We start from the raw sequence: 11,627 nt of genomic DNA, 5'->3' as shown, positions 1-11,627 counted from the left end.
GTCTAGGTCAGAAGCTACGAGTTGCAGGCTCGGCCGTCGGAGCGCAGGGCATAGGTTATGCGTTCGGGTGGGATGCTCTGTTGATCGAGAGTAGTGGCGCTTGTTTTTTTGTCGTCAATCTTGTGGCGATATGGCGCGCGGGGATGCCAACGGGGCCTCGAGCTCGCGGGCAAGCGCCGTGAGCCTGTTCAGACAGCCTGGGCTTGCAGCGTTTGACTGCACACGCGGTTGCGCCCCAGCTGCTTGGCCTGATAGAGCAGACGATCGCAGTGGGCGAAGAGGTCCTGAGCCTGGTGTACGCCGGCGGCCTGGGTGGTGCTGGCGCCAATGCTGATGGTCAGCCGATTCAGCGCATCGGGGCGGTGCCGATGTTCGATGGCGAGGCTGGCCACCTGTTCACGCAGTCGTTCGGCCAGCGTGTTCAACTCGTCGGCATCGGTGATCTGTAGAAGGATGACGAACTCTTCGCCGCCGTAGCGATACATCTCGCCCTGGCCATGGCGCAGGCTGTTGCTGATGCAGTCGGCGACGTGGCGCAGGCACTGGTCGCCCACCTGATGACCGTAGTGATCGTTGAAGGGCTTGAAGAAGTCGATGTCCAGTAGCAGCAGGGAGAAGGGGCGGCCATTGCGCTGCATCTGCTGCCAATGCTCCTGCAATGCCAGGTCGAAGGCGCGGCGGTTACCTACGCCGGTCAGTGCGTCGGTACTGGCTTGCTCGCTCAGGCGCTGATTGAGCGCGGCCAGTTCATCACGCTGGCGCTGCTTTTCCTGATCGTCGAGAAAGGCCAGACGCACGCCACTGATGTTGGTCCAGCTGATGAACAGGCTGAACAGCAGCACCGGCAGGTAGGCAATGCTGAATACCAGCAGCGGCTTGCTCTGGCCGTCATGCAGCAGCCACAGGTTGTACAGAATGATGGCCGAGATCGCGCTGGAGCAGGCGAGGATGCCTCGGAAGCTGTAACGCGCGCCCAGGTTGGCCAGGATGATGAACACCACCGAGGCATAGACGAAGGTGGGCACGTCGGGCGAAGTGCTGCGCTTGAGCAGTTCGAACCAGGCGATGGTGGAGATGATGTCGTGCACCGGCATCAGCATGTCCATCAGCAACACGTTGCGAGAGCGCCAGAACACCAGATAGATGTTGACCAGGCCAATCAGGCTCAACCCTATGCGCAGCGCCAGCGACTCCCAGGCCATGTCGGGGATCAGCAAGGCATCGGCGAAAACGTAGAGGTCGTAGGCAATCATCGCGATGAAGTTGATCGCCAGCAGGAAACGCCCATGCTGTTGGACGACGTAGCGCTGATAGGCCGCGTGCAAGTGAGCCGGGATCACTCGACCGGTTTGCCTGAACGAGGCTTTGCCTGACTCGGAGGCGCCCATCGTGCCTGGTTCCTTTGCTGGTAGATGACAGATGCCACTGAGATAGAACTTGCCGCGCGCCTGTCGAAGTGTTGGCGTTACGCGCTGGGCTTGCAAGGTAACGCCATTATTACGCCAGTAGCTACCGCTGGATGAGCAGTTGGCAGCATTTTTTAACCGAACCCCATCAGTTGGCTGAACGCAGCTTCTGCCCCGCAGAGGTCTTGTCCTGACCAATACCCAGGTTTTTTTACTCGGGTGTGATGGGTGTTTTCTTCACCGCTCAAGTGCTCTGTTCAGCTCAGGCCTGTGTGCGCTGCGACGGCGCGTTCTGCCCCGTGCTTGTGCAGCCGTTCAAGGGCCTGCAGCGCCTGAAACGTGTGGCGCCAGCGCTGGCGTGGGGTGACGGAAATGGCACAGTCCATGCTTTCTTCATGAGAACAAAAAGTTCTCCAAGGGAATTTGCTTGGGGCAAACCGACCATCGTCCTGCGTTTATCCGGGAGGTTTTCCGATGACAGCATCCAGTGCCGAACCCCTGTTCAGTACCCCGCGTTATGCCACCGAGGCGTCTCCGCATCCGGCCAGCCGCCGTGTCGTGGTTGCCCAGCAGGCGCATCTGGCTGCTGCGCTGCTCGACGATCCAGCTCCGACCTTGCTGCTATGCCTGGGCGAGATGCTGCCGGGCAGTACCGAGCAGGAGAGTCTGCCCAGCAGCGAGGCCTTGTACCTGCACCTGCAGATGTTGCTGGAGCAGGCCGAGGCCGGCACCCGACTGTACGTCTGCGGCGATGAGAGCTTTCTCTGGCATGTGCATCGCCTGGCGCGACAGGCCGGCCTGCTCGGTGACGAGATCGAGCTGTTCAAGCAGGGCGCACGCCGCCGCCTGTACTGCGTGCACTGCGGGCATTTCCAGGACATCGGCAGCGAGGGCGAGTGCAGCTGCGGCCAATGCCGGGTGAAGCTGTTCGTCCGCGAGCATTTCTCCCAGCGTCTCGGCGCCTACATGGGCGTCTGCATCGACCCGGACAGCCCCTATGCAGCGGAGGTGCCGGCATGAGCGCGATGATCGAGGTACAGGTCACCGAGGTGCGCCAGCTGACGCCGGTGGTGCGCGAGTTCAGCTTCGCCGCGCTCGACGGCGCGCTGCCGGGTTTTTCCTGCGGCAGCCATGTGCAGGTGGTATTGCCCATCGAGGGCCGCACCCTGCGCAATGCCTATTCGCTGCTGGGCGATCCGCGTGACAGCGGCCTGTACCGTATCGCCGTGCGCCTGCAGGACGCCTCGCGCGGTGGCTCGCGCTATCTGCACGAGCAGGTGCGGGTCGGCGACCGCTTGCAGATTGGTGTGCCGAGCAACCTGTTCGCCCTGCATTCGCAGGCCCGTCACCACATTCTGGTGGCCGGTGGCATCGGCATCACCCCGTTCATGGCCTACCTGGCCGAGCTCGAGGTGCAAGGCGCTTCGTTCGAATTGCACTACGCCTACCGCAGTGGCCTCACCGACGCCTACGCCGCCGAGTTGCGCGAGCGGCTGGGCGAGCGTTTCCATGGCTACGACGCCGCTGCCGGCCAGCGCCTGGATTGCGCCGATCTGTTCAGCGCCAAGCCGCTTGGCAGCCATCTGTACGTTTGCGGCCCGCAACGCCTGCTCGATGAGCTCAAGTTGCTTGCCTCCGCCCATGGCTGGTCGGCCGGACGCCTGCACTGGGAAGCCTTCGCCGCGCCGGAGCCGGGTCAGCCGTTCAGCGTCGAGCTGGCGCGCAGTGGTCGGCGCCTGCAGGTGCCGGGTGACCACAGCCTGCTCGAAGCGCTGGAGGCAGCCGGTGTCGAGGTGCCCAACCTGTGCCGCGGTGGGGTGTGCGGGCAGTGCACCACGCGCTACCTGAGCGGCGAGGTGGAACACCGCGACCACTACCTGGATGAGCAGCAGCGTGGTGCCACGCTGATGCCCTGTGTTTCCCGTGGCGGCTGCTCCGGCACGCTGCTGCTCGACCTCTGAGGAGTCCGCCATGTCCGTCGTGATGAAACCGCTGGAAACCTACCGGGACGATTTCACCTTCAGCAACAGCCCGCAGGCCATCGCTCGTTTTCCCTTTCCGTTTCCCGAAGACAGCTACATGTACTCGGTCAACATCGAGCCGGCCACGCCGCGTGAGCCGGGCTCGGTGTTCGAGCACTGGTTCGATATCGACGAGCATTACCTTTCGGAGATGGCCGAGCGCGCCTGCGTGCTGGAGAAAGACCCGGATCGTTGCCTGGTGATGCCGCACATGGCCCTGGCCGCCTGGGACACCCTGGAAATGCTGATGGAGCACCTTGCCACCGATTATCCCGAGCATTTCGCCCTTGAGCGTGACGGTGACCAGTGGCTGTGGATCAACCGCCCGCTGGGCATCGAGCAGCGCTTCACCTTCGGTGATGCCAGCAGCTTGCCGTTCGAGCCGCTGGAATACATCACCCGTCAGGTGCAGGGCGACTTCGCCGTGCTCGATCAGCGCGACGGCGACCTGTTCATGGATGCCGGTATGGTCACCTGCCCGGCGGACTGGTCGATCAAGTTCGACGCTGGCATGAGCTTCAAGCAGTGGCATGCGCCGGTGCCCGGCGTGGCGCATCAGCTCGGGGTATTCGAGCGCGCGCTGAAGTACCTGCTGAACATCCAGGTTGGCCACCCGGTGCGCCGGCTGAACTGGACCATGACCATCAACCCGCGCCTGGACACCTCCTCGGAGACCTTCCACGAATGGGGCCATGAGCGCGGCCTGGTGACGGCGGAAAACGTCGCGCGCCTGGTGCACCTGCGCGTCGAGCTGCAGTTCATGCCGCGCCTGCCACGCAGCAATGCGCTGCTGTTCGGCATCCGCACCTACCTGATCAGCCTGGAAGAACTGGCCACAAATCCGGCCTGGGCTTGCCGTCTGCACCGCGTGCTGCGCGACCTGCCTGACGAAATCGCCGACTACAAGGGCCTGACCCGCTACCGCCAGACCGTGGTGGATTGGCTGCGCCAGTTCGACCCGCAGGCCCAGGCCGCCTGATTCCACTCAGCTCTCTCCCACAAATGGGGGAGGGGAAACAGAACCACTCGCCTGCGTGCAGGCCAACCGCACTCGATAGGAGAACCACCATGGCCAATTCCTGGCGTATTTCCGCCCTTGCCGAGCGTCACCGCGCATTGGGTTCCACGCTCGAGGACTGGAGCGGCATGGGCACGGCCTGGACCTACGCCAGCGACCTGGCCGACGAGCACGAGGCTATCCGCACCCGTGCTGGGCTGATGGATGTGTCCGGGCTGAAGAAGGTGCACTACGTCGGCCCGCATGCCGAGAGCCTGCTGGAGTACGCCACCAGCCGCGACATCGCCAAGGTCTACCCAGGCAAGAGCGTCTACGCCACCATGCTCAACGAGACTGGCAAGTTCGTCGACGACTGCGTGATCTACCGCACCGGCCCCAACGCCTTCATGGTGGTGCACGGCTCCGGCAACGGTCACGAGATGCTGCTGCGTTCGGCCCAGGGCCGCCAGGTGGCGGTGCTGTTCGACGACGATCTGCACGACCTGTCGCTGCAAGGCCCGCTGGCGGTGGATTTTCTCGCCGAGCACGTGCCGGGCATTCGTGAGCTGGCGTATTTCCATCACCTGCAGACCAAGTTGTTCGACCGCCCGGTGATGATTTCGCGCACCGGCTACACCGGCGAGCGTGGCTACGAGATCTTCTGCAAGGCCGCCGACGCGCCAGCGATCTGGGACCGCATCCTGGAGCAGGGCAAGGGCCTGGGCATCATCCCCTGCGCTTTCACCGCACTGGACTGGCTGCGGGTGGAGAGCTACCTGCTGTTCTTCCCCTACGACAACTCCGAAATGTACCCCTTCGCCGATCAGCCGGCCGGCGACACCCTGTGGGAGCTGGGGCTGGACTTCACCGTGTCGCCGACCAAGGGCGATTTCCGTGGCGCCAACGAGCATCGCCGCCTGCAAGGCAAGGAGCGCTTCAAGATCTTCGGCGTGCTGCTCGACGGCGACAAGGCGGCCGAGGCGGGCGACACCCTGTGGGCCGACGGCAAGCAAGTGGGGGTGATCACCTGCGCCATGTACTCGCGGCTGTCTGGAAAGTCCATGGCCATCGCGCGTATGGACGTGCCCTATGCCGAGCAGGGCGCGCCGCTGGAGGTGAAGGGCAGTCTGGCGGTGAGCGCCATCGCCCACAGCCTGCCGTTCGATGATCCGGAGAAGAAGAAGCGCACGGCCAAGGGCTGAGTGTCAGGGGCTGTTGCCGGGAGTCGGCGCGGACGAGTTTTCGCGGGCAAGGCGGGTCATAGAGACATGGCCCGCTGTGCCTTCAGTGCAAGGAGATGGCGATGGCCTGGTTGAACGGTTGGGGTTTTCTGCTGCTGGCCGGTATCTGCGAGGTGTTCTACGCCTCGATCATCCCGCGTACCGACGGTTTCACTCGTCTGTGGCCGAGCCTCTACTGCGGCTTCTTCCTGGCGCTGAGCATCTACCTGCTGAGCCTGTCGGTGCGCGAGTTGCCGCTGGGCCTGGCCTACGCGGTGTGGGTCGGCATCGGCACCCTGGGCACGGTGGCCTACGGCGCGCTGTTTCTCGGCGAGAGCCTGAACCTATTGCGCAGCCTGTGCCTGGTGATGATCGTCGCCGGCATTGTCGGCCTGAAACTCTTCGCTCCCGAGCCACTGACCTGAGGAATCCGTCATGCGCGTGCAGGTATTGCAACACGTACCCTTCGAGGATGTCGGCAGCATGGCCGAGTGGTTGCAGGCGCGCGGCGCTACTGTGCGCTACACCCGTTTCTTCGAGGCGGATGCTCAGTTGCCAGACCCCTGTAGCTGCGATCTGATCGTCGCCATGGGCGGGCCGATGAGCGTCAATGATGAAGCCGAGTTGCCCTGGCTGATCGAGGAGAAGGCCTTCCTGCGCCAGGCCATCGACGCTGGAGTAGCGGTGCTCGGTATCTGCCTGGGCGCCCAGTTGATCGCCAGTGCGCTTGGCGCTCGCGTGCAGCCTAACGCAGTGACGGAGATTGGCTGGTTTCCGGTGTGGCGGGCCGAGTCGGCGGGCGAGGACAGCTTCGTCTTTCCCGACCGTATCGAGCTGCTGCACTGGCACGGCGAAACCTTCGAGCTGCCCGAAGGCGCCAGATTGCTGGCCTCCAGCGAGGCCTGTCGGCATCAGGCGTTTCAGCTCGGGCGGCGGGTGATCGGCCTGCAGTGCCACCCGGAGATGACGCCTGCGATCGTGGCGGATCTGTTGCACCAATGCGCTGATGAACTCGAGCCAGGCCCCTGGGTGCAGACACCCACCCAACTGGCAGCCGAGGCGCAGCGCTATGAGCCAGGCAATGCGTTGATGGCGCAGGTACTGGACTACCTGCTCGGCTAGCCAACGGGCGTCGCTGACACGGCCTGGGCAGGCCGCGCCAGCGAGCGGCGTCAGAGGCGGAAGTGCGCGATGTTTCCGCGTAATGCTTCGCTGGTGCGCGCCAGGCTCTCGCTTTCCTGCTGTGCATGCTGGAAGGCGGAGGCCGATTGCTCGGTGCTGTCGCGTACCGAGACGATGCCTCGGCTGATCTCTTCCGCTACCGCGCTCTGCTGCTCGGCGGCCGTGGCGATCTGCTGGTTCATGCCGTTGATGCGTTCGATCATGCTGACGATGCGGGCCACCGCCTCGCCAGCCTCGGACACGCCGGAAACCGACTGCGAACTGGAGTTCTGGCAGCGTTCCATGTAGCGCGCGGTCTCGTCGGCGATCTTCTGCAGGCTGGCAATCAGCCCTTCGATCTCGGTGGTGGCCTCCTGGGTGCGCCGGGCCAGGCTGCGTACCTCGTCGGCTACCACGGCAAAGCCGCGCCCGGCCTCACCGGCACGGGCCGCTTCGATGGCTGCGTTGAGGGCCAGCAGGTTGGTCTGGTCGGCCACTGACTTGATCACGTCGAGCACGCTGCCGATATTGCTGCTTTCGGCTTTCAGGCGTCCCATGGCCTCGCTGGAATTGTCGATCACCTGTGCCAGTTCGCCGATCAGGTTCACTGCCTGCCCGGCTTTCTGCTGGCTTTGCGCTGCGGCCTCGTCAGCCTCGCTGGCGGCTTGGGCGGCGGTTTCGGCACTACGCGCCACGTCCTGCACGGTCGCCGCCATTTCGTGCACGGCGGTGACGATCTGCTCCACTTCGCGCTGAGCCTGGGCCACGCTTTCGGCGTTGCGCAGGCTCGACTCGCTCAATTCCTGGCTGGAGTGAGCCACGGTACGTGATGAGGCATCGATGCCCTGGGTGACCTGGCGCAGGTTCTGCTGCATGCGCAGCAGGGCGGCAAGTACGCTGTTTTCCGCACTGTTGACGGCGGCTTCCATCGTCCGCAGGTCACCTTCGGCGACACGCTGGGCGATGCGGTTCAGGTCGCCTGGTTCGGCGCCCAGAGCGCGCAGCAGTTTACGGCTGATCAAATGGCCGAGCAGGGCGGCGAGTATGAAACTGATCGCCGTGATCAGAATGAGGATATTGCGCTCCTCCTTGTAGTGCGCTTCGTTTTCGCTCAAGCGTTGGTCGGCAATCTCGGTGGTGTGCTTGAGATAGCCCTCCAGGGTGCCGGTCAACTCCTCAAGTAGAGGCGTGCATTGCTCCTTGACCATGCGTTTCGCTTCCACGTCTTCACCGTTGAACAGGTGCTCGGCGATGCTGTGCGCGACCTCGCTGTAGCGTGCTTCCAGTTGTTCGATGCGTGCGAGCAGCTCGTGCCCTGTTGTTGAAACGTCCTTGTGGGTCGTGATTGCCTGGCGCAAGGCGGCGAGACTGTCGACGACTCTTTTCTCTTTCTGGGCGATGAAGTCACGCTGCGCCCCACGCTCTGCCGGCTCGCTGTTGAGAGCCAGGTTGCGCAGTGCGATGGCCCTGTCGCTGACGGCGTCACTGAGCTGGTTAGCCAGCTTTTTACGAGTCTCTATCCCGTTGATGTAGATGGAGAAGTCTTCGTCCGATGCCGCGAGGTTGTAGAGCGAGACGCCTGCTATCAGCAGCAACAGGGCGAGCAGAGAGCCATAGCTGGCGTACAGCAGTGTGCGGATCGAGAAGCCAGTTGCGGTAGACGGCATAGAGGCACCCTTTAGGGATATGACGCGTTTGTGCGGATTGTTTTGATGTACGCAAGAGCGATGGCTGCGTTTTATTTTTATGTGCATCCTGCGTCTAACCGTATGTCCCTAACGAGGTTGTCGTCTGAAGGTGCGCTCCTTGGCTGACTCGCACTGTGGTCAGCTGTCATTGCCTGGTGTGGTTGTGGCTTGCTGGGCTTGAGTCTCGCTCTGCGTGGCGCTCAGCAAATGGATCAAGATGATTGGACTTGAGCTTAGGATAGATATCGGTATGCCGCTTCGCTTCTTTAGGGTCGCGATATGGCATGTGGACGAGGCGATTTCCGAGAGCCGCTGTCTGGGAGCGATGCGGGCGCGCGAGGGGAGGGACTGGCTGGCGCTTGAGTGATCTGGAGATGGCCGGCGGCGAGCGCCGCCGGCCATGGCCTTACTTGAGCTTGGGCAGCTTTTCGTCCGGCAGGGCGTAGCTGTGCTTCTCGTGGATCATGGTGGCGATCAGCGCGTAGAGACTGACGCCGGCCACCAGCAAGCTGATGAAAACCAGGATGGCCGGCTTGTCGGCGAAGGTGAATACGGCGCTGGCGCCTTCGTAGGTAGTGATGCTCATGCTGCGTTCCTCGCGATAGGGCTGGCCGCTTGAGCGGCCAGGCTACAAAAAAGACTCAGGCCGACTTCGGCGTGGCGGTGGCCAGCGCTGCCGGCTCGCTGCCGCCGACGCTGCTGCTCGGGCCATACATCGAAGCCCATTCCGGGTAGGCCTGGGCTGGCACCTCGGTCAGATCCAGGCCACGTTCTTCGGCATGCGCCGGGACGCGCAGCAGGTCGGCCTTCTTCAGTGCATAGGAAATCAGGTAGCCGGGGACGAAGCCCAGGGTTGCCATGACCAGAGCGCCGCCCAGTTGGCCGAAGAAGCTGATCTCCGGCATGCCGTTCACGTTCGGGTAACCGGCCAGGAAGATGCCGCTGATGACGATACCGGCGAAGCCGCCGAAACCATGCACGGCGAAGGCACCGACGGCATCATCGAGCTTGAACTTGAGCAGCAGGTTGTTGATCAGCGGCGCGGTGGCCGATACGCCCATGCCGATCAGGTAGGCCAGGCCGGGGTGGTACAGGTCCAGACCCGGGGCTACCGAGATGATGCCGACCAGGCCGCCGGACATCATCCAGAACGGCTCGCGGGTGGTCAGGTAGGCGCCGATCAGGCCGCCGGCGAAGCCCATCAGGGTGTTGAAGGCGAACGCCGAGAGGTTGGTCGGCTGGCCGTAGATGTTGATCCACTGTGCGCCCGAGTTGTAGATGATGCAGCCGCCGAGGAAGCCGAAGAAACCGACGATGATCAGCATCAGGCCGACCACGCTCATCGGCATGCTGTGACCGACGATGGCGTTGGCGCTGCCATCGGCGTTGAAGCGGCCGATGCGTGCGCCGAGGTTGATCACCACCGCCAGGGTGAAGAAGCCGGCGATCATGTGCACGCAGCCCGCCGCACCGACATCATGGAAGCCCCATTTGACGGTCAGCCAGCCTTCCGGGTGCCAGCCCCAGGAGGCCGCCAGCAGCCAGAGGAAGCCGCCGAGGAAGATGGTCATGATGATGAAGGCGCTCATGCGCGTACGTTCGATCAGCGCACCGGAGAGAATCGAACCGGTGGTGGCGGCGAACATGGCGAAGGCGGCCCAGAAGATACCGGTGGCGTTATCGCTGATGTTCGGGCCCATGGACTGGCTCCAGGGCATGCCGGCGAGAATGGCGTCCATGCGCGGCACGATGCCGTCCGGGAAACCGTTGTAGACCGCCCAGCCGACCAGGAACACGCTGGGCACGATGAAACCGAAGGCGAGGATGTTCTTAACCCCCGCGGCCAGTGCATTCTTCAGACGAGACGCGCCGATCTCGTAGGAGAGAAAGCCCACATGAATGCAGATCATCAGGGCGATACACCACCAGTAGAATATTTCCATATTCAGGGTGTTGGTCATCTCTATCAGAGCCTGTAGCTCCTCCAGAGTGGGGGTCTTCTGCTCTTCCATCTATCAATCCTCGATACTGTTCTTGGAATGTCGGTCGGTCTTGGCAGTGGGACTTCAGGTGGACGCCATACAGGCGCGTTATTTATCTGTAGTTATAAAAAGTTCCCTGAATGAATAGGCAATCCTTGTGCCAGAAGGCGGCTCGCTGGCCCGCGGGCCAAAGGCTGGGATCGCTTGGAAACATCCGGTTAAAAAATGCCCCCTTTGTGTTCATCTCGCTGGCATCGCGCATGAAAATGGGTCGTTGTCATGGGTTTTTCTGCAACATGCCCTGGATCTGTTGCACCGATTCCTGGGTGCGCCGTGCCAGGTTGCGCACTTCGTCGGCGACCACGGCGAAACCTCGGCCCTGCTCGCCGGCACGCGCGGCTTCGATGGCGGCGTTCAAGGCCAGCAGATTGGTCTGCTCGGCAATGCCCTTGATCACGCCAGCGACCTGAGCGATCTGCCCGTAGGTGGCCTGAATGCTGGCCTGTTCGCGCTCCTGCAGGCTGGCGGCGGCTTTTTCATCGGTGATCTCGCGTACCGCGCCGGTGACGTAGAGCAGCTTGCCCTGGGCATCGCGCAGGCAGCGGCCGCGCTCGCGGTACCAGACTTCGCCACGGGTCTTGTGGCGCATGCGGTACTCCACGGCATAGAAACCGTCGCCGCTCCTGTCCACCATCGAGGCGTTGAAGGCCTGCATCACGGCCTTGAGGTCATCGGCATTGACCACCTGGAAGTAACTCTCCCAGCCGTCCGGGAATTCGGCGCGGCTGTAGCCGATCAGCTCGCGAAACTGCTCGGACCAGCGGATCAGGTTCTGCGGGTGGTCGGGGTCGCCGTCCACCACATTCATGGCCCAGCAGCCTTCGGTCAGGGTGCGCTTGGTCAGTTCCCAGACCTGGCGTTCCTCATCCCATTGCGCGCGTTCGGCGGCGACATTCTGGTTCTGTGCATGGCTGGCTCGCAGTTCGTCATCGAGCAGGGCGCATTGCTGTTCGGCCTGGGCCAGACGTTGTTGCAGGGCCGCGTATTCGGCTGCGCTGCAGGGCGGCGGGGGTTGCTGCTCACTGTGCTGACGAATGCGCTGCAGCTCCTCCCAGTCGCGCTGCAGACGCTGCAGGCTACCGAGCAATTGCG

The 11,627-nt window shown here is 63.2% G+C and carries 10 protein-coding genes and 1 pseudogene; 6 read left to right on the top strand and 5 right to left on the bottom strand.

Annotated features, from left to right (window positions below; genetic code table 11):
• Positions 1 to 188 precede the first annotated feature (188 nt).
• The gene (locus tag ACN8M7_RS12345; protein ID WP_490260956.1) at positions 189 to 1,388 is read right to left on the bottom strand and encodes a GGDEF domain-containing protein; all 1,200 of its coding nucleotides are present in this window, start codon (positions 1,386 to 1,388) and stop codon (positions 189 to 191) included.
• A 492-nt stretch (positions 1,389 to 1,880) separates the two neighbouring features.
• Here ACN8M7_RS12345 and ACN8M7_RS12340 point away from each other — a divergent pair, with 492 nt between their 5' ends.
• The 6 genes from ACN8M7_RS12340 to ACN8M7_RS12315 all read left to right on the top strand — a co-directional run bounded on the left by ACN8M7_RS12340 (position 1,881) and on the right by ACN8M7_RS12315 (position 6,766).
• Positions 1,881 to 2,426, top strand: a complete 546-nt coding sequence (locus ACN8M7_RS12340; RefSeq protein ID WP_490260955.1) for a dimethylamine monooxygenase subunit DmmA family protein — start codon at positions 1,881 to 1,883, stop codon at positions 2,424 to 2,426.
• Positions 2,423 to 3,367: a PDR/VanB family oxidoreductase gene (locus ACN8M7_RS12335; protein ID WP_490260954.1), complete on the top strand. Its 945-nt coding sequence runs from the start codon at positions 2,423 to 2,425 to the stop codon at positions 3,365 to 3,367. The genes ACN8M7_RS12340 and ACN8M7_RS12335 overlap by 4 nt, the downstream gene beginning before the upstream one ends.
• A 10-nt stretch (positions 3,368 to 3,377) precedes the next feature.
• Positions 3,378 to 4,406, top strand: coding sequence for a heme-dependent oxidative N-demethylase family protein (locus ACN8M7_RS12330; RefSeq protein ID WP_490260953.1), 1,029 nt, complete (start codon positions 3,378 to 3,380; stop codon positions 4,404 to 4,406).
• 89 nt (positions 4,407 to 4,495) lie between these two features.
• Positions 4,496 to 5,626 carry an aminomethyl transferase family protein gene (locus tag ACN8M7_RS12325; RefSeq protein ID WP_490260952.1) on the top strand — a complete coding sequence of 377 codons (1,131 nt, stop codon included), beginning with the start codon at positions 4,496 to 4,498 and terminating at the stop codon, positions 5,624 to 5,626.
• Between the two features lie 101 nt (positions 5,627 to 5,727).
• Complete coding sequence (locus ACN8M7_RS12320) at positions 5,728 to 6,069, top strand: DMT family transporter (RefSeq protein ID WP_061237685.1); 342 nt, start codon at positions 5,728 to 5,730, stop codon at positions 6,067 to 6,069.
• A 10-nt stretch (positions 6,070 to 6,079) separates the two neighbouring features.
• Positions 6,080 to 6,766 (top strand): type 1 glutamine amidotransferase, encoded by a 687-nt coding sequence (locus ACN8M7_RS12315; RefSeq protein ID WP_490260951.1) that lies wholly within the window; start codon positions 6,080 to 6,082, stop codon positions 6,764 to 6,766.
• Between the two features lie 50 nt (positions 6,767 to 6,816).
• Here ACN8M7_RS12315 and ACN8M7_RS12310 read toward each other — a convergent pair whose 3' ends face one another.
• The 4 genes and pseudogenes from ACN8M7_RS12310 to ACN8M7_RS12295 all read right to left on the bottom strand — a co-directional run.
• On the bottom strand, positions 6,817 to 8,472 hold the full coding sequence (locus tag ACN8M7_RS12310; protein ID WP_061237687.1) for a methyl-accepting chemotaxis protein: 1,656 nt from the start codon (positions 8,470 to 8,472) through the stop codon (positions 6,817 to 6,819).
• Positions 8,473 to 8,899: 427 nt separating this feature from the next.
• Positions 8,900 to 9,079, bottom strand: a complete 180-nt coding sequence (locus ACN8M7_RS12305) for a hypothetical protein (RefSeq protein ID WP_037048173.1) — start codon at positions 9,077 to 9,079, stop codon at positions 8,900 to 8,902.
• Positions 9,080 to 9,134: 55 nt separating this feature from the next.
• A complete protein-coding gene (locus tag ACN8M7_RS12300) occupies positions 9,135 to 10,505 on the bottom strand; it encodes an ammonium transporter (RefSeq protein WP_061237688.1) in 1,371 nt (456 codons plus the stop codon).
• Between the two features lie 262 nt (positions 10,506 to 10,767).
• Positions 10,768 to 11,343: pseudogene (locus ACN8M7_RS12295) on the bottom strand (PAS domain-containing protein); the annotation flags it as partial.
• Positions 11,344 to 11,627: the final 284 nt, after the last annotated feature.

The sequence above is a fragment of the Pseudomonas spartinae genome, from assembly GCF_965197125.1.
Classification (GTDB): Bacteria; Pseudomonadota; Gammaproteobacteria; order Pseudomonadales; family Pseudomonadaceae; genus Aquipseudomonas; species Aquipseudomonas composti_A.
The sequence above is the reverse complement of the archived record's forward strand: the minus strand, read 5'-3'. Positions and strand labels throughout refer to the sequence as shown.